20 protein-coding genes are annotated in these 22550 nt (G+C 33.8%); 8 read left to right on the top strand and 12 right to left on the bottom strand.

From position 1 onward, the window contains the following. The 4 genes from B5X62_RS11330 to rpiB all read right to left on the bottom strand — a co-directional run bounded on the left by B5X62_RS11330 (position 1) and on the right by rpiB (position 4340). A complete protein-coding gene (locus B5X62_RS11330; RefSeq protein ID WP_079667540.1) occupies positions 1 to 936 on the bottom strand; it encodes a S66 peptidase family protein in 936 nt (311 codons plus the stop codon). Between the two features lies 1 nt (position 937). After that, entirely contained in the window at positions 938 to 1624 is a 687-nt protein-coding gene (locus B5X62_RS11325) for a LysE family translocator (protein ID WP_079667539.1), read from the bottom strand. Positions 1625 to 1709: 85 nt separating this feature from the next. Next, a complete protein-coding gene (rnr, locus tag B5X62_RS11320; RefSeq protein WP_079667538.1) occupies positions 1710 to 3854 on the bottom strand; it encodes a ribonuclease R in 2145 nt (714 codons plus the stop codon). A 54-nt stretch (positions 3855 to 3908) separates the two neighbouring features. After that, on the bottom strand, positions 3909 to 4340 hold the full coding sequence (rpiB, locus tag B5X62_RS11315; RefSeq protein ID WP_079667537.1) for a ribose 5-phosphate isomerase B: 432 nt from the start codon (positions 4338 to 4340) through the stop codon (positions 3909 to 3911). Positions 4341 to 4975: 635 nt separating this feature from the next. Between rpiB and B5X62_RS11310 the strand changes: the two genes are divergently transcribed. Then, positions 4976 to 6169 carry a phosphoglycerate kinase gene (locus tag B5X62_RS11310; protein WP_079667536.1) on the top strand — a complete coding sequence of 398 codons (1194 nt, stop codon included), beginning with the start codon at positions 4976 to 4978 and terminating at the stop codon, positions 6167 to 6169. A gap of 219 nt (positions 6170 to 6388) precedes the next feature. Here the strand turns inward: B5X62_RS11310 and B5X62_RS11305 are convergent, their stop codons facing one another. The 6 genes from B5X62_RS11305 to B5X62_RS11280 form a co-directional block, all read right to left on the bottom strand. Further along, positions 6389 to 7213 carry a class I SAM-dependent methyltransferase gene (locus tag B5X62_RS11305; protein WP_079667535.1) on the bottom strand — a complete coding sequence of 275 codons (825 nt, stop codon included), beginning with the start codon at positions 7211 to 7213 and terminating at the stop codon, positions 6389 to 6391. Positions 7214 to 7350: 137 nt separating this feature from the next. Beyond that, positions 7351 to 9213 (bottom strand): tRNA uridine-5-carboxymethylaminomethyl(34) synthesis enzyme MnmG, encoded by a 1863-nt coding sequence (mnmG, locus tag B5X62_RS11300; RefSeq protein ID WP_079667534.1) that lies wholly within the window; start codon positions 9211 to 9213, stop codon positions 7351 to 7353. A gap of 56 nt (positions 9214 to 9269) precedes the next feature. Then, the gene (gene ybeY, locus B5X62_RS11295) at positions 9270 to 9689 is read right to left on the bottom strand and encodes an rRNA maturation RNase YbeY (protein ID WP_079667533.1); all 420 of its coding nucleotides are present in this window, start codon (positions 9687 to 9689) and stop codon (positions 9270 to 9272) included. A gap of 4 nt (positions 9690 to 9693) precedes the next feature. Further along, entirely contained in the window at positions 9694 to 11850 is a 2157-nt protein-coding gene (locus tag B5X62_RS11290) for a patatin-like phospholipase family protein (protein ID WP_079667532.1), read from the bottom strand. Positions 11851 to 11852: 2 nt separating this feature from the next. Then, a complete protein-coding gene (locus B5X62_RS11285; protein WP_079667531.1) occupies positions 11853 to 14300 on the bottom strand; it encodes a bifunctional UDP-N-acetylmuramoyl-tripeptide:D-alanyl-D-alanine ligase/alanine racemase in 2448 nt (815 codons plus the stop codon). Between the two features lie 15 nt (positions 14301 to 14315). Continuing rightward, on the bottom strand, positions 14316 to 14915 hold the full coding sequence (locus tag B5X62_RS11280; RefSeq protein ID WP_079667530.1) for a thymidine kinase: 600 nt from the start codon (positions 14913 to 14915) through the stop codon (positions 14316 to 14318). Between the two features lie 130 nt (positions 14916 to 15045). Between B5X62_RS11280 and B5X62_RS11275 the strand changes: the two genes are divergently transcribed. The 6 genes from B5X62_RS11275 (at position 15046) to B5X62_RS11250 (ending at position 20231) form a co-directional block, all read left to right on the top strand. Beyond that, on the top strand, positions 15046 to 16275 hold the full coding sequence (locus tag B5X62_RS11275; protein ID WP_079667529.1) for a hypothetical protein: 1230 nt from the start codon (positions 15046 to 15048) through the stop codon (positions 16273 to 16275). Further along, positions 16275 to 16949 carry a 16S rRNA (cytidine(1402)-2'-O)-methyltransferase gene (gene rsmI, locus B5X62_RS11270; protein ID WP_079667528.1) on the top strand — a complete coding sequence of 225 codons (675 nt, stop codon included), beginning with the start codon at positions 16275 to 16277 and terminating at the stop codon, positions 16947 to 16949. The genes B5X62_RS11275 and rsmI overlap by 1 nt, the downstream gene beginning before the upstream one ends. Positions 16950 to 17030: 81 nt before the next feature. Continuing rightward, the gene (gene fabG / locus B5X62_RS11265) at positions 17031 to 17774 is read left to right on the top strand and encodes a 3-oxoacyl-[acyl-carrier-protein] reductase (protein ID WP_079667527.1); all 744 of its coding nucleotides are present in this window, start codon (positions 17031 to 17033) and stop codon (positions 17772 to 17774) included. 56 nt (positions 17775 to 17830) lie between these two features. Next, on the top strand, positions 17831 to 18598 hold the full coding sequence (locus B5X62_RS11260) for a prolipoprotein diacylglyceryl transferase (RefSeq protein WP_079667526.1): 768 nt from the start codon (positions 17831 to 17833) through the stop codon (positions 18596 to 18598). Then, positions 18585 to 18818, top strand: a complete 234-nt coding sequence (locus B5X62_RS11255) for a hypothetical protein (RefSeq protein ID WP_079667525.1) — start codon at positions 18585 to 18587, stop codon at positions 18816 to 18818. Before B5X62_RS11260 ends, B5X62_RS11255 begins: the two co-directional genes overlap by 14 nt. Positions 18819 to 18827: 9 nt before the next feature. Next, positions 18828 to 20231 (top strand): radical SAM protein, encoded by a 1404-nt coding sequence (locus B5X62_RS11250; RefSeq protein ID WP_079667524.1) that lies wholly within the window; start codon positions 18828 to 18830, stop codon positions 20229 to 20231. A gap of 116 nt (positions 20232 to 20347) precedes the next feature. Here B5X62_RS11250 and B5X62_RS11245 read toward each other — a convergent pair whose 3' ends face one another. Continuing rightward, a complete protein-coding gene (locus tag B5X62_RS11245; protein WP_079667523.1) occupies positions 20348 to 20917 on the bottom strand; it encodes a Crp/Fnr family transcriptional regulator in 570 nt (189 codons plus the stop codon). Positions 20918 to 21132: 215 nt separating this feature from the next. Here B5X62_RS11245 and B5X62_RS11240 point away from each other — a divergent pair, with 215 nt between their 5' ends. Beyond that, on the top strand, positions 21133 to 21705 hold the full coding sequence (locus tag B5X62_RS11240; protein WP_079667522.1) for a 5'-methylthioadenosine/S-adenosylhomocysteine nucleosidase family protein: 573 nt from the start codon (positions 21133 to 21135) through the stop codon (positions 21703 to 21705). Positions 21706 to 21742: 37 nt separating this feature from the next. On the opposite strand, the gene surE is transcribed toward B5X62_RS11240, so the two are convergent. Beyond that, complete coding sequence (surE, locus tag B5X62_RS11235; protein ID WP_079667521.1) at positions 21743 to 22510, bottom strand: 5'/3'-nucleotidase SurE; 768 nt, start codon at positions 22508 to 22510, stop codon at positions 21743 to 21745. Positions 22511 to 22550: the final 40 nt, after the last annotated feature.

The following is a 22550-nucleotide window of genomic DNA, read 5'->3' as shown; positions in this document are numbered from 1 at the left end:
TTAAGATTTAAAAATAACTTCCGATTTTTTACCAATGTTTAATTCAATTTCAGCACCCAAAATAATTGGTCGATTGTCGAAAATATGTCCGTTCGGGAATTCGTACAAAACAGGGAAATTATAGCCTTTTAGACGATGTTCTATCAAATGATAAGCGAAAGGATCAAAAGACTCCTCAAAAGCTTTGTTTTCGCCTTCTTTTCCCATATTGGTCATTCCGCCAACAATTAATCCATTAATTTTACTGAAAACACCAGCCAATTCGAGGCTCATCAACATTCTATCCAAGGCATAAAAATTCTCGCCTATATCTTCGATAAATAAAATTTTATCTTTAAAATCGAAAGAATATTTGGTACCTAAAAGTGCATAAATCAAAGCTAAATTACCGCCAACAATTTGTCCATCGGTATTTCCTTTTTTATTAAAATCGTTTGATTTAAAAGTATAATTAAGTTTTTTCCCTTTTAAAATATCAAAAACCAAATCATAACTTTCTTCGCTAACGCCAAAAGAAGAAGTCTTCAAAGTTTGCCCATGGATACTCGCAAAACCTTTCTTTAAAAGTAAACTTTGTACAGCCGTATTATCCGAATAACCAATATACCATTTTGGATTTTTATTAAAGTCCGTTAGTTTTATATGCTCTAATAAATGTTGACATCCGTAACCGCCTCGAGTTGCCCAAATTGCTTTAATTTCGGGATCGTTGAGCGCCCAATTAATATCCGAAATACGTTGTTCTTCGTTACCAGCGTAACTATAACCATCTTGAAATTTCTCTAAAGTATGTTGTCCCAAAATAGGTTCGTAACCTTTAGAAATAATTAAATCTAAAGTGTTTTGTAATTGTGCTTCTTCAACAGAACCAGCTGGCGAAATAATCGCAATTTTATCAGCTTTTTTAAGACTTTTAGGAAAAATAATAGACTTCATTTTATTTCGAACGTTTGTATTTAACTTCAGTTTTTTCGGCTTCTTCTAGTTTTTTATCAAACTGATTGAATTTTTTGAAACTTTGTAAAAATATAAAGAAACTAAATACAATCAAGATAATGCCAACGCCATTTCTGATGGCATTTGCAACCTTTTGAGTTAACTTATCATGGAATTGTTTTGCAAGGAAAATCTTGGCTAAATCTATCACTAAATAAGTACAAATTACAATCCCAATGTAAAGTATAAAATCATTAGTGTCTGGATATTGATTACGAACGGAAACCACCGTCACCAACCAAAATAAGATAACCCCGACATTTAATAAATTTAATAAAAAGCCGTTAGCAAAGGTTTTGAAATAATTACGACTGATAAGTTTTTCTTCTCCCTTCATGTGCATTTTGGTTTTAGAAACCATCATGATACAGCCATAAATAAAAATGAGGAGCGCCGAAATCCGATAAAAGGAGGGATGTTTGTCAATAAGTTCGACGAGGTCGGCACTGGCGTAATACGATGCAACAATACAGAGTATATCGGCAGTTATCACCCCAAAGTCCAATGCTAAAGCATGCTTGGGACCACGCGAAAAACTTGTCTCTATAAGGAGGAAAAAGATGGGCCCGATGAACACCAAACTCAGCATGATTCCTAGTACAATTGCATATAAAATAAGTTCTAACATAGCTTATAGTATCTTGCAAAGAAAAAGAATTTTTAATAAACCTTAGATTAAATTAAGCTTTACTAAAAATTCTTAATGATTATAATTAATTGATAATCTTGAAATCCAATTGTTTAGCCAACAAATTAGCTTTCATAACTTTTATCTTGACTTGGTCACCCAATTGGTAAGTATTACCAGTTCTGCTACCAACGATCGCATAATTCTTAGCATCAAAACTATAAGAATCGTCTATTAAATCGCGAAGTTTTATCATACCTTCAGCGCCGTTTTCAGGGATTTCTACCCAGAAACCAAAGTCCGAAACTCCAGAGATAACACCGTTGAAATATTCGCCAACATGTTTCTCCATAAATTTGACCTGCATGTATTTGATAGAATCTCTTTCAGCATCGGCTGCAAGACGCTCCATCGAGCTACAATGTTTAGCTTTTTCTTCAACTTCGTGCACATCAACCGACTTGCCACCATCTAAATAATGTTGTAATAATCGATGCGCAATAACATCTGGATAACGACGAATAGGCGATGTAAAGTGCGAATAATACTCGAATCCTAGGCCGTAATGACCAAGACTTTCGGTGGTATATTTAGCTTTACTCATGCTTCGCATAGCAAGCGTTTCGATCATATTTTCTTCCGCTTTACCTTTTACTTCTTGTAAAAGTTTGTTCATCGATTCGGTTGTGGTTTTAGCATTGGCTAAATTCATTTTGTAACCAAAATTACCAACAAAATCGCGTAGAGCATTTAATTTGGTAGGATCTGGATCTTCGTGAACACGATAAATAAAAGTGTTGTGAGAAGGCTCATTTCTTTTATTTAATGAAACAAATTCTGACACTTTTCTGTTCGCCAAAAGCATAAATTCTTCAATCAAATGATTCGAATCTTTACTAATTTTAAAATAAACACCAATCGGATTACCGTCTGCATCTAGATTAAATCTTACTTCGCTTCTATCAAAAGTAATCGCACCGTTTTTGATACGTTCATCGCGGAGAATCTTTGCAAGATCATCCAATTTATTAATTTCTTCTTGATAATCGCCTTCTTTAGTTTCGATACGTTCTTGCGCTTCTTCGTAAGTAAATCTTCTGTCAGAATGCGTTACTGTGCGACCAAACCATTGTTTTTTAACTTTAGCTTCTTCATCCATTTCGAAAACTGCTGAAAACGTGTATTTATCTTCATTAGGACGAAGCGAACAAACGCCGTTACTAAGAACCTCAGGTAACATCGGCACCACGCGATCCACCAAATAAACTGAAGTTGCGCGATCATAAGCTTCGTCATCCAGCAAAGTCCCAGGGCGAACATAATGTGAAACGTCCGCAATGTGAACACCAATTTGCCAATTTCCGTTTTCTAATTTTTGAATAGAAAGTGCGTCGTCAAAGTCTTTTGCATCTTTTGGATCGATGGTAAACGTGCAAATATTTCGCATATCCCAACGTTTTGCAACTTCCTCTGGACGAATTTCAGTATCGATTTCGTCAGCTTCTTTTTCAACTTCTGGTGGGAAATTGTAAGGCAAACCATATTCAGCCAAAATTGCATGAATTTCGGTTTCGTGCTCGCCAGGTTTTCCTAAAACTTGAATAATTTCGCCTTCTGGATTTTTGCTTCCTGCATCCCATTTAATCATTTTAACAATGACTTTATCGCCATCTGTCGCATCATGGACTTTATCTTTCGGGATAAACATATCCGAATGCATATTCTTTTTATCAAAAACTACGAATCCAAAATCCTTATGTGGTATATCTTGGAAAGTCCCAACAAAAGTATCTTTTGCACGTTCGAGAACGTTAACAACAGAACCTTCTAGTTTTTTACCTTTAAAATGATAAGTCACAATAAGGACTTTATCACCTTGCAAGGCATCTTTTACATTTTTTTGATGGATAAAAATATCATCTTCCATACCTTCGACACTTACATAAGCGTTACCAGATTGGTTAAAATCGATAATACCTGTTAAAGTACCTTCGATTTTTAAGTTGATGATGTATTTACCTTTTTCAGTTTCTTTAATTTTTTCACTCGCAAGCAGACGATGTAAGGCTTGTATAACCAATTCTCGTTGTCTTGGATTTTTGTAATCTATACCATTCGCAATCTGTTTATAATTATAGATTTTGTTGGTATTTTGGTTCATAAAACGCAGAATAATTCTCCCTAATTCGATGAGTTTCTGATCGTTTTTTAGACTTCTATTTCTTTTCATAGGTTTAAAAATTAATAAACCTTAATATTTTAAGAAATACTAAGGTTTTTACAATTAAGAACAAGCAATCTTGTTGACTCTGTTCTGATGTCGGCCTCCTTCGAAATCTGTAGTGAGGAATTTCTCAACGATTTCTAAGGCAAGCTCTTTTGCAATAAATCTTGCAGGAAGAGCGACCATATTAGCATTATTATGTTGTCTAGACAATGTTGCAATCTCTGGCATCCACGCTAGCGCACAACGGATCTGTTGATGTTTGTTGGCTGTAATCTGTACACCTTGACCACTACCACAAATCAAAATCCCAAGTTCGTTATCACCGTTTTCCACAGAAGAAGCCGTAGGATGTACAAAATCTGGATAATCAACAGAATCCAAAGAATGTGTCCCAAAATCCTGAATCTCGTATTTATCTTTTAATTGTTCTTTAAGATATTCTTTGTACTCAAAACCTGCATGGTCAGCGGCAATAGCTATTTTTTTCATAATTTACTTTTATATAATATTAGATAGATTTTCTACAAATTTAATATTATTCTGTTGATTGATAATCTTTGGAAGAGAAGAATAACTAAATAAAATCTCGATAATTAATACTTTGTTAATATTACCTATCAAAACCTGTGGAAAACTACGAAAACAAATGTGGAAAACTATGTTGAGATTGTTCTTTTTAGTTTGAATTAAAATTCATATTGCACTTTCTAAATGGAAAAACAATTCCCAAACTTGAAAAACTTTTAGTGTGCCAATCCGAATATTTTCCCCACTTAAAATATCCATAATACAGACTTATTAATATTTATCAGCATTTGTGGAAAACTCAGTTAAATTATTGAAAATCAAACGTCTTAAATGTTAATAGAATATGAATAGACTTTAAATTAAATGTTATCAAAAATTTCAAAAATACTTTTCCACAAAACTCACAACTACAATATACAATAACAATATTCTTTCTTTTTTAAATAAATAAAATTGTTAGATAATGATTGTTGTAGCGGTGTGGAATCTTTTGTGTGAAAAGTTCGTCTTTTGATAAAGAGAAATCTTACATTTGTAATCGTTGAAACTAGTATTTCAAATATCAAACCAATCTGAAATAAATTTAATAAATACGAATGAAAACAATTAAGGATTTCAATTTTTCTGGCAAAAAAGCTTTGGTACGCGTTGACTTCAATGTTCCGCAAGATGACAATCTTAACGTAAGTGACAATACAAGAATTGTTGCTGTTAAACCTACAGTTGATAAGATTTTGGCTGATGGCGGTTCGGTAATCTTGATGACGCATCTTGGTCGTCCAAAAGGTGAAGTTAATGATAAATATTCGCTTAAGAACATTGTTTCTGAAGTTTCTAAAGTTTTAGGAAAAGAAGTTAAGTTTGTTGAAGAATCGATTGGTGAAAAAGCAGAAGAAGCTGCTGCAGCTTTACAAGCTGGTGAAATTTTATTGTTAGAGAATCTTAGATTCCATGCAGAAGAGGAGAAAGGTGATGAAGTATTTGCAGAGCAACTTTCTAAGTTAGGTGATGCTTACGTTAACGATGCCTTTGGTACAGCGCATAGAGCGCATGCTTCAACAGCAGTTATTGCTAAGTTTTTCCCTTCAACTAAATTTTTCGGTTTGTTGATGGCTAAAGAATTAGAAGCAATTGATAAAGTTCTTAAATCTGGTCAAAAACCTGTAACTGCAATACTTGGTGGATCTAAAGTTTCTACTAAAATTACTATTATTGAAAATATTTTACCAGCAATTGATAATTTAATTATTGGTGGTGGTATGGCATTTACGTTTATTAAAGCTTTAGGAGGAAAAATCGGAAATTCTTTAGTAGAAGATGATAAGTTGCAATTGGCTTTAGAAATTTTAGAAAAAGCGAAACAACATAAAGTTGAAGTGTATTTGCCAAGTGATGTGATTATTGCTGATCAATTCAGTAATGATGCGAATACTGAAGAAGTGAGCGTTTACGAAATTCCCGAAGGTTGGATGGGATTGGATGCTGGTCGTCAATCGAGATCAAAAATTAATGATGTGATCCTAAATTCTAAAACAATTCTTTGGAACGGACCGATCGGTGTTTTCGAAATGTCAAAATTTGCTGATGGTACAATTGCTTTAGGTGATAGCATCGAAGAAGCAACTAAACTTGGAGCATTCTCGTTAGTTGGAGGTGGCGATAGTGTTGCTTTCGTTAAGCAATTCGGTTATGCTGACAAAGTTAGTTATGTTTCAACTGGAGGAGGGGCAATGTTGGAAAGTTTGGAAGGTCTAGAACTTCCAGGAGTTGCTGCAATTAATAAAGATTAATTTTTTTTAAATTATAAAAAAAGAAAACCGACAAATTTTTGTCGGTTTTTTTATGGCTTAGATTTTACCAAGGTCTTGATTATTTTTTTTAAACGATTCTCAAGTTGGTAGTCAGATTTTTGAAATTCAAATTATTTTTCTAAAATTTTGAAGTTTTCCACAAAAAAGTCACAAAATGTTCAAAAATTGGCTTTCAGAATATAGTCAAAAATCGATTTTCTACTTTTTTCCGATAATATATATCAAACTCGAAAATTCGCCCGAAAAAGATGCTTTTATGTTAGAAATCGCTCCGCGAAGACTTGCTTTAAGCCAAAAAAGGCTTGATTTTTTATATTTTTCACTCAACATCGAAATATAAAACGAGTCGAGTAGGAGAGGTTTAACTTTTTCAACTTTCCAAGGATTGTTGTTCATAAGTTTCAACATTCCGTTTCTTGAGAAATGATAAACGTGTCGAGGTACGTCGTAGGCTGCCCAAAATTCTTTATAATAAATTGCATCATGCGAAGTTGGATTCGGAACAGCAATAATTAATTTTCCGTCAGCTTTTATTTTTTTATAAAAGATTGAAAGCATTTCTTCCTGATTTTCCACATGCTCGAAAACATGCCAAAGCGTAATCGCATCTAAAGAATGATCTTCAATTTCATCAAGATTTGATACTAAAGTGGTCTTACTAGTTTTTTGTTTTGCAGCATTTCTAGCATCATCATTTGGTTCAAAACCAAAAGTTATAAAATCATTTTCTATGTATTTTACAAATTCTCCAGCGCCACAACCATAGTCTAAAACTTTTTTATTTTGACCAGAATTTATGCTTTTTGAAAGTATACTTTTCTTGTAAGAAAGATTGAAACCTTGTAAGAATTTATATAATTTTTCTTTTGTACTTCCGCTATCTTGATGGTGCGAAATGTAATCTTCGCTTTCGTAATATTTAGAAAGATTCGATGGAATAGGGGAGGTTTTCCAAACGCCTTTAGTTTCGGTTTCTTTTAATTCAAAAATTTCTTGACTAAGAAAATGATCTTTTATTTTCATTAAAATTTGATGAATAGTTTTTATTCTTTTCTAAAAGTGGAATTGTAGTTATCCACAATTCCACAATCTAATACTTATGCTATGTTTTAAGCTTATATAAATGTTTCACGTGGAACATTTAACAAGTTATCCACATTTTATCTACCAAGAAATACCAATAAAACATTAATATCTGCAGGAGAAACACCGCTAATTCTACCAGCTTGAGCAATGGTTTTTGGCATTACTTTGCTAAGTTTTTGTTTAGCTTCAGATGATAAACTAGAGATTTTAGTAAAGTCAAAATCTTCTGGAATTTTGATGTTTTCTAAACGATTAAGTTTAGATACATTCTCTTTTTCCTTTTCAATATAACCTCTGTACTTAATATTAATCTCAGCTTGTTCTCTAACTTCATCATTGAATTGACTAGCAAATTCTTTAACGGCTGGTATTTCTTCAAGTTTTTCAAGTGTCATGTTAGGTCTAGTAAGAATCTGAGCAGCTCTATAAGCTTGATCTACAGGACTTGACTCTATACTTTCAAGAATAGGATTTATAATACCTGGTTTTAAAGAAGTTTCTCGTAAGAAGTCTTCAAGTTGCTGACTCTTAGCTATTTTTTCCGTAACACGATCAAGTCTTTCTTGTGTCGCTAAACCTAGGTTATAAGACTTTTCAGTTAATCTAATATCAGCATTATCTTGTCTTAAAAGTAGACGATATTCAGCTCTTGACGTGAACATTCTGTAAGGTTCTTCAGTACCTTTTGTGATGAGATCATCGATAAGAACGCCGATATAAGCTTCATCTCTACTAAGTGTAAATTCAGGCATGTCTTGAACTTTAAGAGCAGCATTAATACCCGCTATTAAACCTTGTCCAGCTGCTTCTTCGTATCCTGTTGTACCATTAATTTGACCAGCAAAATATAGATTCTGAATTAATTTTGTTTCTAAAGTATGATAAAGTTGAGTAGGAGGGAAGTAATCATATTCAATAGCGTAACCCGGACGGAAAACTTTTACATTTTCAAAACCAGGAATAAGCTTCATAGCTTTGATTTGTACATCTTCTGGAAGTGAAGAACTGAATCCGTTAACATAGATTTCTACAGTGTTCCAACCTTCTGGTTCAACAAAAAGTTGATGTCTTGTACGTTCTGCAAAACGATTGATTTTATCTTCAATACTTGGACAATAACGTGGTCCTAAACTTTGAATAGTGCCGTTAAACATTGGACTTCTATCGAATCCTGAACGTAAAACTTCATGTACTTCTTCGTTGGTATAGACAATATAACAACTTCTCTGTTCTTTTAGTTTTGGTGTTTCTAAATAAGAGAATTTTTGCGGATTTTCATCACCAGATTGCTCTTCCATTTTCGAATAATCTAGGCTACGACCGTCAACACGTGGAGGTGTACCAGTTTTCATTCTACCAGATTCAAAACCTAAAGAAACCAATTGTTCTGTTATTCCATAAGCTCTAGGTTCGCCCATTCTACCGCCACCAAGTTGTTTGTCACCAACGTGGATTAAACCATTTAAGAATGTTCCATTAGTTAATACAACCGATTTTCCACGAATTTCTATACCTAATGATGTTATAACACCAACGACTTTATTATCTTCGATAATAAGGTTTTTAACCATATCTTGGAAGAAGTCAAGGTTAGGTGTGTTTTCTAATGCTATACGCCATTCTTGTGCGAATAACATTCGGTCATTTTGTGTTCTTGGCGACCACATTGCTGGACCTTTAGAGAGATTCAACATCTTGAATTGTATCGCAGATTTATCAGAAATTACCCCTGAATAACCGCCCATAGCGTCAATTTCTCTAACAATTTGTCCTTTTGCAATACCTCCCATTGCAGGATTACAGCTCATTTGACCAATGGTTTGCATATTCATGGTAACCATTAATGTTTTTGAACCGAGATTGGCGGCAGCAGCAGCAGCTTCGCAACCTGCATGACCTGCACCAACGACGATAACGTCATATATTTCTGATATCATTTTATATTCAGTTTAATAATAAAAAAACAAAATGTTTCACGTGAAACATTTTTAATTTAAAGATACTTTTCGTTAAATAATGCGAGATAAAAATCTTCTTTAGAACGCATTTCGGTTTGTTCTGCTTCGGATTTATCTTTGTATCCAACGAGGTGGAGTAGGCCATGTGCAAGGACGCGTCTCAATTCTTCGTCGTTAGATTTTCCTATTTGTCCCGCATTATCTATTACGCGCTGCAAAGATACAAAAATGTCAGCGTTTATTGTTTTGCCCTTTACTTTGTCAAAAGTGATGATGTCGGTATAATAATCATGTTGAAGAAAGTCTTGATTTATTTTTAAAAGATATTCGTCATCACAAAGGATATAATTGATGTCACCAAGTTTTTTACCTTCAGTTAATATTAAATTTTCAAGCCAATTTGTATAGTTCGGCTGAATTGTATTCTCTACATCTTCAAAGAAAAATTGTATCATAATTTTAAAACCAGTGTCCTAATATCACACTGAAAATTCCTTTTTGTTTATTAATAGATTGACTAAAATTGAGTTTAATCTGACCAAATGGCGATTTGTATCCTACAGTTATACCAACAGAACTAAAACTAATTTTTGCTGTATCTTCCAATCCAAAATCATTGAACATATTTGCAATGCTAAAATTACCGATGATGTAATAGTTTTTGTTAAACCTAAACTGTAGATCGTTGGAAGCATAAATCAAGTTATTATCATTAATTTGCCCAAACTGATAACCTGACATGGCTTTTATATTATTAAAATTTTGTTCGAAAATTCCCCCCAATCTGTATTGATAGAAGTGTGGGATCACTTCTCCAAAGCTAAATCCTCCAAAAAGATTAAGTCTGTAAGTAAACTTTTTTGACAGTCTAAAACTCATTCTAATATCTGCCTTTGCTTGGACAGGTTTTTTCTCAAGTTCGTTAGAAAATACGTCAAGAACCTTTACTTCGCCATTTAGATAAAATCCTCGAGTAGGGAAGTCCTTGTCATCTTGCGTATCACTTTTTACAAATGCGTAAAGGTTGAGATATCTGTCCGAATTGTAATTTTGTCCAGCCGCATCTTCAGTGTCGAAATAATCAAAACTTATCCCACCGCCCAAAGCATACCTGTCTTTCCAGATAGATTGTAGATAGGCTTCATTTCGAAACCATTTCCAGTCTTCGATAACGTTTTTGCTCTTATTTAATAGTTCAAAACTCATCCCAGAAGCATAAAGTCCAAAGCCAGGAATATAGCCATTGTCAATAAAATAATTGAAATAATATCGCGGTTTATCACCAACAACTAAATCTAAAGACAAATCTGTGTTTTTAAATAACAGTCGTTTTGCAGAATAATTTAATAATAATCCAGTTTTAAAAATCTCATCATAATGCAATCCAAACTTGATAAAATGTCTTGTATCGTCTTCTGTTACTTGTATTTTTAAATAATTCGTTTCAGCATTCTGAACGATATCGTAGTTGATAATTCGATAATTGTTGGTTGCATAAAGCTTATCGATCATTTTGTTAACGCTTCCATAAGTTTGCATGGACGGCGTACGCAATCCCATTTTTCCTAAAACATAGTTTTTCCCGTAGATTTTGCCATTTTCTAGCACGAGACTATCAATCTTATAGACATTGCTATATATTGGATTAATTGGCACTCTAAGCCGCTCGTATTCGCGCTTAGGAAGCTGATCAAGGACTGTTTCGTAACGGTGAGCAGCAACATAGCCACTATCAAGAATAGATTTTTTGTTATCATAACTTGTAGCCGTCATTCCTGTTAAATCAGGTTTTATGTTGATATCTGTGTATTTATATTGTCTTTTGGTATCGCGTTGAATTCCAAAATCTATAATTTGATTTAAAATCGAAATCATACTTTTAAGATCATCACGCTTTGCTAGACCTTGATTAAGGTCAACACCAATGACAATATCCATTCCTTTTTCTTTTAAAGGTTTTGAAGGATAATTGACAGTCATCGCGCCATCAACATACAAACTATCATTAATCTTAACAGGCTCTAACAAGGATGGAAATGCGGAACTTGCCATAATAGATTGTACCAAATCACCCTTTTCAAAAATTTGCATATTTCCGCTTTCTAGGTTGGTTGCAACGCATAAAAACGGAATCGGAAGCTTCGAAAAATCTGTTACTGTTGATACGTTTTTCAAGAGCTCTTTCAACATATAAACATTACGTTGACCAGTCGAAATAGACGATGGAAAGCTGGCTTTACCGTTTTGCAATGGAATATTTAGAAGATATTTGTCAACAGATTTATTAAAAAAAGTAGCATCTTTTCGTGAAGTAGGATCCGTAATTAATGAATAAAAATCGGTATCCATTACAATTTTTTCGATGTCCTTTCCTGTATAACCAGCCGCATACATTCCTCCAATTATGGCGCCCATACTAGTTCCTGAGATGTAATCAATTTTAATTCCTAACGAATCGATAACTTTCAAAACGCCTACATGTGAGAAGCCTTTTGCGCCTCCACCACTTAACGAAAGACCAATTTTTGCATTTTTGGGTATGACTAGTGGCTCTTTAACTTGTGATTGAAACAAATTAAAACACAAAAACACTATTAATATCCAAAAATTCTTCATGTTTAATCTTTTATATAAACTCTTTTTACTCGAGGTGATATTGAGGTTAAAACTTCGTAAGGTATTGTATTACAGTAATTAGCAAAATCTATTAAGCTTGGTTTTTCAGAAAAAATAATGACATCATCACCTTCTTTAGCCGTTACATCCGAAACATCGACCATCAACATATCCATACAAACAGTACCAACAATTGATATTAATTGATTTTGTACATTAACTTTCCCAATTTTATTACCGATTAATCTCGGAATTCCATCAGCGTAACCGACTGGGATTGTAGCTATTTTGGATTCTTTTTCAGCTTTAAAACGTCTACCGTAACCCACTGTTTCTCCGGTATTTATATTAGAAATTTGAGAAATAACAGTTTTGAAACTAACAGTATTTTGAAGCTTTTTCTGAATCTCATCATTATACGCAATACCCATCATACCAATCCCTATTCTAACCATATCGTATTGATTATCAGTGTAATTTAATATACCTGACGAATTCAAAATATGTCGAATAGGTTGATAACCAAGTAAATTTATTAATTTATTTGAAGTCTTTTCAAAATTTTCTAATTGAAATTCAACATAAGATTTCTCATCGGGCATATCAGCTGTTGCCAAATGACTAAAAATACTCTGTACTTTAATATTGTTATTTGCTACAAAATCAGCTAGTTGTGATATTTCATCATCTTTAAAACCAAGACGATGCATACCTGTTTCTAATTTGATATGTATAGGATATTTTTCGGTGACACCAAGTTTTTTTAGTTCGTTACAAAACAATTCTAAAACTCGGAAACTGTATATTTCTGGCTCTAGATTGTATTCAATAACCGTTCTGTAGCTATGTTGCTCAGGATTCATCACAATAATTGGAGTGGTGATTCCTTTTTTTCTTAAATCGGCACCTTCATCAGCAACTGCAACACCAAGATAATCAATATGATGATGTTGTAGAAATTCTGAAATTTCAAAACTTCCTAATCCGTAAGCATTGGCTTTAACCATTGCCATCATTTTGGTTTCTGGTTTTAGAAGCGATTTATGAACATTAATGTTATGTAAAAGCGCGTTCAGATTAACTTCTAGTCGGGTTTCGTGTTTACGAAGTTCTAGAATATCTTTGATGCGTTCGACTTCAAATTTGCGAGCGCCTTTTAATAGAATTAATTGATTATCAATCTCTTCAAATGATTTACTTTCTATAAAACTTGATGTTGAATCAAAACTAAAAACATTTGTTTTGATATCTTTTGCAAAATTTGAAATTTCAGTTCCGATTAAGAAAACTTGTTTAAAATTTTGTTCGTTTACAAGATCAATAACTTCTTTGTAGAAACTAGGATTGTGAGAATCTGAATCTACAAAATCTGTCAATACCAAAGCTTTTTTTGGCTTGTTATATTCTTGTATAAACTGAAAAGCGATTTTAAGTGAATCTAGATCTAAGTTATACGAATCGTTGATAATCAAATTATTACGAACGCCTTCTACCGCTTCTAGACGCATTTCGATGGCGCGTAAAGCATTTATTTTTTCAACAATTTTTGAATTGGAGAAACCAAGCTCTTTTAAAACAGAAATTAAAGCTAAAGCATTTGACAATGTTGCTTCATCCCGCGTACTTGCTTCAAATTCGATTTCATCATCGAAAATTTTAACTTTTACAAGTTCTTGACGGTTTTTATAATCATTAGTAATATGGATGTCATTATTTGATTTAAAACCAAAACTAATTAATTTTTTACTTGAATGTAAGTTAGTTATTTTATTAACAACCAATTCTTTATCTCCGTTATAAATTATAGTTTTTGAATGCTTGAAGAGTTTAATTTTTTCATCAATCAGTTCCGCTTCATTTTCAAAATTCGATGAATGTGCAGAACCAATATAAGTTAAAACACCAATGTTGGGATGGAAGATTTCTTCCTGCAATTCCATTTCGTTGGGTTTAGAAATTCCTACTTCAAAAATTCCAAGCTCATGTTTTGCATTTATTTGTAACAAAGAGAGCGGAAGACCAATTTGAGAATTAAAACTTTTAGGACTTTTCACCGTTTGATATTCGTTCCAAAGACTTTGGTAAAGCCATTCTTTAAGAATCGTTTTACCATTACTGCCTGTAATTCCAATACTTTTTATGTACGAATTTTCGAAATGATATTTGGCGAGTTGCCTCAAGAATTGCAAACTATTTTTTACAATAATCCAAGTAATCTGCGGGTTGTCCGATGTTTTTTTCTCTGCAATAATAACTTCGATACCTTTTTCGATTGTAGATTCGATGTACTTTTCTCCAGAATTTTTAGAAGAATTAATGGCGATAAAAGCAGTGTTTTTGGAAGAATAGATACTGCGACTGTCAAAAGCCAAATTTTTGACAATCAGTTTTGGGTTACCAATCAATTCAGAATTGGTAAAAAAAGCAAGCTCTTGAGTTGTATATTTCATTGTTTTGTGGAATCATTATTTTGACTCCGGATTATTTTTTGACAGAACTTCGTCCATGAAAACTCTTCGGCTAACAGCCTCGTAGCTTTCGGTCTCGCCAAGTTCTACAATATCTTTGCCATGAGAAATTCTCATCGAATAATTCGCAAGATTTCCTGTTCTTTTGCAGATAGCATGTACTTTTGTTACATATTCGGCAGTTGCCATAAGATTAGGCATTGGTCCAAAAGGACGTCCAAGAAAGTCCATGTCAAGACCAGCGATCACCACTCGTGTGCCACCATTCGCAAGCTGATTAGCAACTTCGACAATACCATCATCGAAAAACTGCGCTTCATCGATACCAACTACATCACAATTTGATCCAAGTAACAAGATTTCGTTAGAAGAATCTACCGCTGTACTTGGTATTTTGTTATGATTATGCGACACAACATCTTCATCCGAATATCTTGTATCGATTTTCGGTTTAAAAATTTCAACCTTTTGTCCGGCCATTTCGGCACGTCGTAATCGGCGAATCAATTCTTCCGTTTTACCAGAAAACATCGATCCACAGATGACTTCCATCCAACCACTCTGTTTAGAATGATTTATTGTATTTTCTAAAAACATTCTTTAATTTAGCAATTCATATAAGCCATTTTTTTTCAACAAATTTTTGCTTCGCTTTTTTGAAGTTTTGACAGGTTGAAGTGGACTTATAATTAAGTTTCAAAATTACGAAAAAGATAATTAGATTGTTATGAATGGGCTGCAAGAAATCCAAGACGAGTTGTTTCTTGATATTCAAAATATTATTGAAGAATTAAACGATATTTCTTCTATCAACGACTTACTACAGAAAGAAAAATTGATCCGAGAATTGTCAGAAAAGACCAATTTTCTAAAATTAAGTGAAGCTTTCGGCTTAAATCAAATTTTAAATAAACCTCAAGTTCTTCCCGTTGTTGCTGTTGTAGAAGAACAGGAAATTGTCGAAGTAATCGAAGAAGATAAAGTTAGCGAGCCGTCGCAAGTTGAAAACGTTGAAAATGAATCTACTGAAGATGATATTCAAGATGATGATTTGGATTTAATTGATAACCAAATTCTTGCGGAAGCGCATCAAGAAGAACTTGTGGAGGTTGAAAACGTCGAAGATTTTGACAAAACTGAAGAAATCAAAACTGAGGATCATGATGACGAAGTTGAAAATGATCACCTAGATTTGTCAGACAACGAAATGTTGAAAGATGATGATGCAGAACAAGATGTTGAAGAACTTGCTAAAGACGAAGAAAATCTTGTTGGAGAAAAAGAAGCGTTTTTAAATAACGAAAGTTCCTTCTCTTTTGCTATGGATTCTGTTGCAGATTCTAAGGTTGAAACTGTTGAAGAACCAAGTTTGGTTTCAGAAATCTCTGTGTCTGAAGATGCTAATGAAGTTAAAGAAAACTTGAGTGAAACTACTTCTGAACCAGAGAAATTATTAAGTAAATCTTCAGCAGAAATTGAAGCGTCGAAAGATGAAATTTCTGATGTAGAAGAAGAAAAAGAATCATTGTTTGATACTGAAAAATCAAATGCTGATGACAACCAAAATTCTAAAAAAATTAAATTATCTAACATTAAAGGTATTCACAAAACTTTGTTTGATGATGATCCTTTAGAAAGAGTTCAAACTTCCGAACCTATTTCTGAGCCGAAGGAAATTGGAAGTCTTGGTAAGAGCAATATGCCGACCGATTATATGGAGGCGCCAAAACCAAAACCAGAATTCCGTTTGGATTTAAATGATAAAATTGCCTTTACACAACACTTGTTTAAAAATAGTCAAGTTGAGTTGAATCAAGTTGTTCATAAGTTGAATGAATTTGATAATATTGACGATGCTAAAGAATTTTTGAGCGATTTGTATTACCACAGAAATTGGGAAAAAGCTGATAGTTACGCACAACGTCTTTGGACTTTGGTAGAAAATAGATTTTTGTAATGTCAGGCATTTTATACTTTGTTCCGACGCCTGTTGGGAATTTGGAGGACATAACTTTTCGATCGATTAAAGTTCTAAAAGAAGTCGATTATATTTTGTGTGAAGATACCAGAACTTCTGGCGTTTTACTCAAGCATTATGAAATAGCTAAACCTTTGAAATCTTATCATTTGCACAACGAGCATCAAGCTACGGAAAAGGTTATTCAGGATTTGCAAAATGGACAAAATATTGCAATTATTACCGACGCGGGAACGCCAGGAATTTCGGATCCTGGTTATTTGTTGGCAAAAGCGGGCGCAGATAACGATATCGAAATGATTTGTTTGCCAGGTGCAACAGCCTTTGTTCCGGCTTTGGTTGTTTCTGGTTTACCGAATCATGATTTTTATTTTGCGGGATTTTTACCACAGAAAAAAGGTCGTCAAACCAAATTAAAACAACTTGCTGAAGAGAAGAAAACCATCATTCTTTATGAAAGTCCGCATAAGATTAATACAACTTTGGAGCAGATAAAAGAATTTTTCGGTGAAGAAACTAAGGCAAGTCTTAGTCGCGAGATTTCCAAAAAGTTTGAAGAAACTAAACGTGGTACAATCAACGAGTTAATTGAATTCTCCAAAAGCAAAACTTTAAAAGGAGAAATTGTATTGATTGTGAATAATGTTGTCTAAAATTTGGTGTTTTTAAATTGATTCAAATTCAATAAAAATATTATTCGCTACATTTGAAAATAGAAAAAGAATAAACTATATATGAAACTATTAGAAGGAAAAGTTGCCTTAATTACAGGTGCAACAAGAGGAATCGGAAAAGGAATTGCCGAAGTTTTTGCAGCGCAAGGCGCAAAGGTGGCTTTCACTTATGCAGGATCTGTTGACAAGGCAAAAGCTTTGGAAGAGGAGCTTTCTAAAATTACAACAGTTAAATCTTACCAATCTGATGCATCTGATTTTGATGCTGCACAAAAGTTGGTAGACGATGTTATGGCAGAGTTTGGACAAATTGATATCTTGATTAATAACGCAGGAATTACCAAAGATAATTTGATGTTGAGAATGTCAAAAGACGATTGGGATACGATTATCAAAGTGAATTTGGATTCTGTATTTAACCTTACAAAAGCGGTGATCAAACCGATGATGAAAGCTAAGTCGGGTTCTATCATCAATATGTCTTCGGTGGTTGGTGTTAAAGGAAATGCTGGTCAAGCAAACTACGCAGCTTCTAAAGCTGGCGTTATCGGTTTTTCTAAATCTGTGGCTTTGGAGTTAGGTTCTCGTAACATCCGTTGCAACGTGATTGCGCCAGGTTTCATTGAAACTGAAATGACTGCTGTTCTTGACGAAAATACGGTTAAGGGCTGGAGAGAAGCAATCCCTTTGAAGCGTGGCGGACAGCCAGAAGATGTGGCAAATGCTTGCGTATTCTTGGGAAGTGATATGTCAGGTTATATCACTGGACAAGTGATTAACGTTGATGGCGGAATGTTGACTTAGTCAAGATTTTTTACAATATTTAGCAGCTTTCGGGCTGCTTTTTTTATCTTCATTTTATGATAGATTTTCCCGTTACGCTTCATCTTTTCGGAAAAGATATTTTGCTGCATCCCATTACAGAGTCGCTAGGGATTTTTGTTGCGATGCGCTATTATACTTGGCTAAAACGTAAAGACACCGAAAAATTCAGTAGTGTTAATTCGCTTTTAATTGTCATTGCTGCAACTTTTGGAGCCTTAGTTGGTTCGCACGTTATTGGCTCTTTAGAAAGACCATTGAACTTAATGAAAGCCCCAAATACTTTAGCTTATATTTGGTTAAATAACACTATTGTTGGCGGTTTAGCTGGTGGATTAATCGGTGTTGAATTAATGAAAAAAATCATTGGTAAAAAAGAAAGTACAGGCGATCGAATGGTTTACCCATTAATTGTTGCGATGTTTATCGGAAGGATTGGTTGCTTTTTTACAGGCGTTTATGAAGAAACTTATGGACTTCCGACACAATCGATTTTCGGAATGCATTTAGGAGATGACTATTTGCGTCATCCAGTTGCTTTGTATGAAATGTTTTTTCTGCTACTTTTATTTATTTTCATTAAATATTTGGAGCGAAATTATTCTTATAAATCAGGATTTCTGTTTCAAGTTTTTATGTTAAGTTATTTTTCTTTTCGCTTTTTGCTAGACTTTTTAAAACCGAAATATGATGTATTATTAAATATAAGCACGATTCAGATTGTCTGTTTATTGGTGATCATTTACTATATTTATTTAATCAAAAAACATAAACCGATTAAAAAATTAAGTTATGAAATTTCTTGAAGTAGGTAGTTTTGGTGGCGATCTTGCTGTAGTCGGGATGTTGTTTCTCGGTGTAGGCTTGGTTGCATTTTGTGCTTCGGTGTTGTACGCTCTTATTTTAGCAATGATTTCAGCCTCGAACAGAGATAAAAAGTATAATTTTAAACCAGCTTTATACGGCATTCTCTTTGGCCTTTTGATTTTTACAGCAGGCGGATTTATTTGCGGTTTTAATTTATAATTTACAATTATGCCAGTAAGAAACTATACTTATTACGATTATACACTAAGCCTTTGTCCAGAATGTTTGCAGCGTGTTGGCGCAAAAATTATTATTGAAGACGACTTGGTTTTCATGACAAAACGTTGTCCTGATCATGGTTTTTTCAAAACTAAAATAGCAACCGATGTAGAATATTATAAAAATATCAGAAATTACAACAAAGCTTCAGAAATGCCTTTGCATTTTGGGACAGATGTAGCTTACGGTTGTCCTTATGATTGCGGATTGTGCGTAGATCATGAGCAACACAGCTGTCTATCGATTGTGGAAGTTACGGATCGTTGCAATCTCACTTGTCCGACTTGTTACGCAATGTCTTCGCCGCATTACGGAAGTCACCGAAGTTTGGAAGAAATTGAAGCGATGTTCGATACGATTGTAAGAAATGAAGGTGAGCCCGATGTTGTCCAAATAAGCGGTGGTGAACCGACTATTCATCCAGAGTTTTTTAAAATTATGGATATTGCGAAATCGAAGCCGATAAAACATTTAATGCTCAATACCAACGGAATTCGGATTGCAAATGATCCAGGTTTTGCAGAAAAACTAGCGACTTACGCACCAGAATTTGAGATTTATCTTCAATTTGATTCTTTTAAACCTGAGGTTTTGGAAGATTTCAGAGGAAAAGATTTGACGGATGTTCGTATGAAAGCTTTAGCAAAATTGAATGAGTTAAATCTTTCTACAACGCTTGTTGTGGTTTTGCAACAAGGTAAAAATATTGATGAAATTGGAAAAATCATCGATTTTGCTTTAAAACAACAATGCGTTCGAGGAATTACTTTCCAACCCGTAGAAATTGCGGGACGAAATCGCGACGATTCTGCTTCAGAAAAAATTACTTTAACGGAAGTTCGTCAAGAAATATTGAATCAATTTCCTGCTTTAAATTCTGATGATTTAATTCCAGTTCCGTGTAATCCAGATGCTTTAGCGATGGGATATATTTTAAAATTGAATGATGAAATTATTCCTTTAACTCGATACATCAATCCTGCTGATTTACTGAATAATGAATCGAAAAACACCATTGTTTACGAACAGGACGAAGGTTTGAAAATGCAGCTTATTGATATTTTCAGCACTGGAATTTCTGTGGATAAAGTTCAGCCAAAAGTCAATCAATTATTATGTTGTCTTCCAGAAGTTGTTGCGCCAGATTTGGGTTATGACAATTTGTTCAGAATTATCATCATGAATTTTATGGATGCTCACGATTTTGATGTTCGAGCTGTTAAAAAATCTTGTGTACATATTGTAAATAAAGATTTAAAGCTAATTCCTTTCGAGACCATGAATCTTTTTTACCGTGACGACAAACAAAAACGTCTTGAAGAATTGAGAAAAGATACCCGTGTTTTGTTTTAAAAAAAAGGTTTTGAAAATAGTCTCAAAACCCTTTTATCATTTGTGTTTTTAGAAGTATCATTTAAAATACTAACACAAATGTACTTTTATTAGTTTTAATATGAAATGAACTTGGGTTAATTAATTCGCTTCCGAATACGACTTAAAGCTTGTGGCGTAACGCCGATATATGACGCAATATATTTGAGCGGAACTTTTTGCAACAAGTTTTTGTCTGTTTTCAAAAGTTTTAGATAGCGCTCCTCGGCCGATTCGGTTAATAGAGAAAGCTCTCGTCCAGCTTTTGAAAGATAAAGTGCTTCCGCCGAAATCCTACCAAGAAAATTCCCGATTGATGAATGTTCAAAAAAATGTAAAAAACTGTCGTGGGTGGCGCGCCACAAGACCATGTCGGTCATTGCTTGTATCGAGTACTGGCTAGGTTCTCGCGTGAGAAAAGATTCGTATGATGTTAAATAATCATTTTCGAAAAGAAAATTAACAGTGATTTCTTTTTCTTTTTTATCTAAAAAGCATCGTCCAATACCTGTTGTTATTAATGAAAGATGATTTTCAACTTCGCCTTTTTCTATTATAACATCATTTTTTTTGTAGGCTTGGACAAAAATTCTAGGTTCATATATTTCCCAATCTTTGTCTGTCATTTCAATCCCGAATGAGGTTAAATAGTCTCTATAATTCATCATTTAAGAAAGTGGTTTTTGTTATGTAATAACCAGTATAAAATTAGGGATTTGTACTATATTTAATAACTAAAAAGATATAATCATAGAAAAATAATCGTTTGTAATATCAATTTAATTCATAAAAGTTATTTGCAATAATTTTTAAATCCATAAATATTTAATTTGAAAAATATTTTATCTAAAAAAAACTATATTTGACCAAATTCTATTAAGTTTTGATTACAATTAATACTAAAACCTATCAAAACCCGCTTTTTGTTTTTGCATTAGAAAGCGAGGCTGGTAGTCATTTTGATAAGGATAATAAAGTTTTTGTTGGTGTAGGGAAAGTTAATGCAACCTATCATTTGACAAAAGCAATTGCGAAATATCAACCAGATATCATCATTAATCTTGGTACAGCAGGAAGTACTGTTTTTGATCGTGGAAGTGTTGTGTGTTGTACAGCGTTTATCCAACGTGATATGGAAGTGTCGGCTTTAGGTTTTGCAAAATTTGAAACTCCTTTCGAAAACTCAGCGATTATTTTGAATAACGGGATCGAACTTCCAAATTTTCCGATAGGCATTTGTGGTACTGGAGACCAATTCGAAATGGAACATAACAACCACGAATACAATGTTATAGAAATGGAAGCTTATGCTTTAGCTAAAGTCGCAAACTTGGAAAATATTCCTTTTTTGGCTTTAAAATATATTTCTGATGGCGCCGATGGCAATGCCGTTGATGATTGGACAACTGAAGTTAAACGAGCATCTGAAGCTTTGAGTAAGGCTTTAGCAAGATAGAAAAAGGCGATTCAAATTTTTGAATCGCCTTTTTATTTTAAAACTTCATGATAGTATCAAGTTCTTTAAGATACTCATGTGCGGTTAGATCAAACTTAACAGGAACAATTGAGATATAACCCTCTGCCAAAGCCGTTTCGTCAGCATCTTCAGATTTGTCCATGTTGTTAAAATAGCCAGATAACCAATAATATTTTTTGCCGTGCGGGTTAACGCGCTCATCAAAACTTTCTTCCCATTTTGCATGCGCTTGTTTACAAACCTTTACACCTTTTATTTCTTCTTTTGCAAGTTTAGGAATGTTGACATTTAGCACAACTCCTTTTGGAAGTGGATTGTCAAGAACTTTTTTAACGATCGCTTGGATATATTCTTTAGCTTGGGTGAAATCGGCATCCCAAGAAAAATCTAGTAACGAAAAGCCAATAGCTTGCAAACCTTCTACACCAGCTTCAACTGCCGCTGACATTGTCCCAGAATAAATAACATTAATCGAAGAATTAGCACCGTGATTAATCCCAGAAACCACAATATCGGGTTTTCTTGTTAAAACTTTATCGAGTGCAAATTTCACACAATCAACAGGTGTTCCACTTAGCGCATAATCGGTTTGTGGACCTTCGAGATTTATTTCTTCGTAAGTTAAAGTTGCATTGATGGTTATTGCGTGTCCTTTTCCGCTTTGTGGCGAGTTGGGCGCAACGACAATCACATCGCCGATTTCGTTCATAAAACTCACCAAATTTCTAATACCAGGCGCCGTTATGCCATCATCATTGGTTACTAATATCAAAGGTTTTTCCATAATAATTTTCAAAAATATCGTGATGCATCTTAATTTGTAG

Source organism: Soonwooa buanensis (assembly GCF_900167905.1).
Classification (GTDB): domain Bacteria; phylum Bacteroidota; class Bacteroidia; order Flavobacteriales; family Weeksellaceae; genus Soonwooa; species Soonwooa buanensis.
Note: the sequence above shows the minus strand (reverse complement) of the source record. Positions and strands in the feature narration are given on the sequence as shown.